A 449-nucleotide genomic window follows, 5' to 3' on the forward strand; every position below is an offset into this window, starting at 1 on the left:
TTCCAACTGCTACTGCTGCTGATTTAACGGCTACTGATAATTGTGATGCTGCTCCTGTAGTAACTTACAAAGAAGTAAGAGCTGACGGAAACTGTGCTAGCAACTATACTTTAACCAGAACATGGACGGCTAAAGATGCTTGTGGTAATGAATCTTCTAAATCTCAAACAATCACTGTAAAAGACACAACGGCTCCGGTATTGAGCAATGCTCCTGCTGATGTAACTGTAGAGTGTTCTGCGGTTCCAACTGCTACTGCTGCTGATTTAACGGCTACTGATAATTGTGATGCTGCTCCTGTAGTAACTTACAAAGAAGTAAGAGCTGACGGAAACTGTGCTAGCAACTATACTTTAACCAGAACATGGACGGCTAAAGATGCTTGTGGTAATGAATCTTCTAAATCTCAAACAATCACTGTAAAAGATACAACGGCTCCGGTATTGAGC

Annotated in this window: 1 protein-coding gene; it reads left to right on the forward strand. The window is 41.6% G+C overall.

The features are described 5' to 3' along the window. The coding region (locus EOD40_RS18050; RefSeq protein ID WP_449404216.1) for an HYR-like domain-containing protein at nucleotides 1–449 on the forward strand (449 nt) is incomplete at both ends.

Source organism: Flavobacterium sufflavum (assembly GCF_004016525.1).
Lineage (GTDB): Bacteria > Bacteroidota > Bacteroidia > Flavobacteriales > Flavobacteriaceae > Flavobacterium > Flavobacterium sufflavum.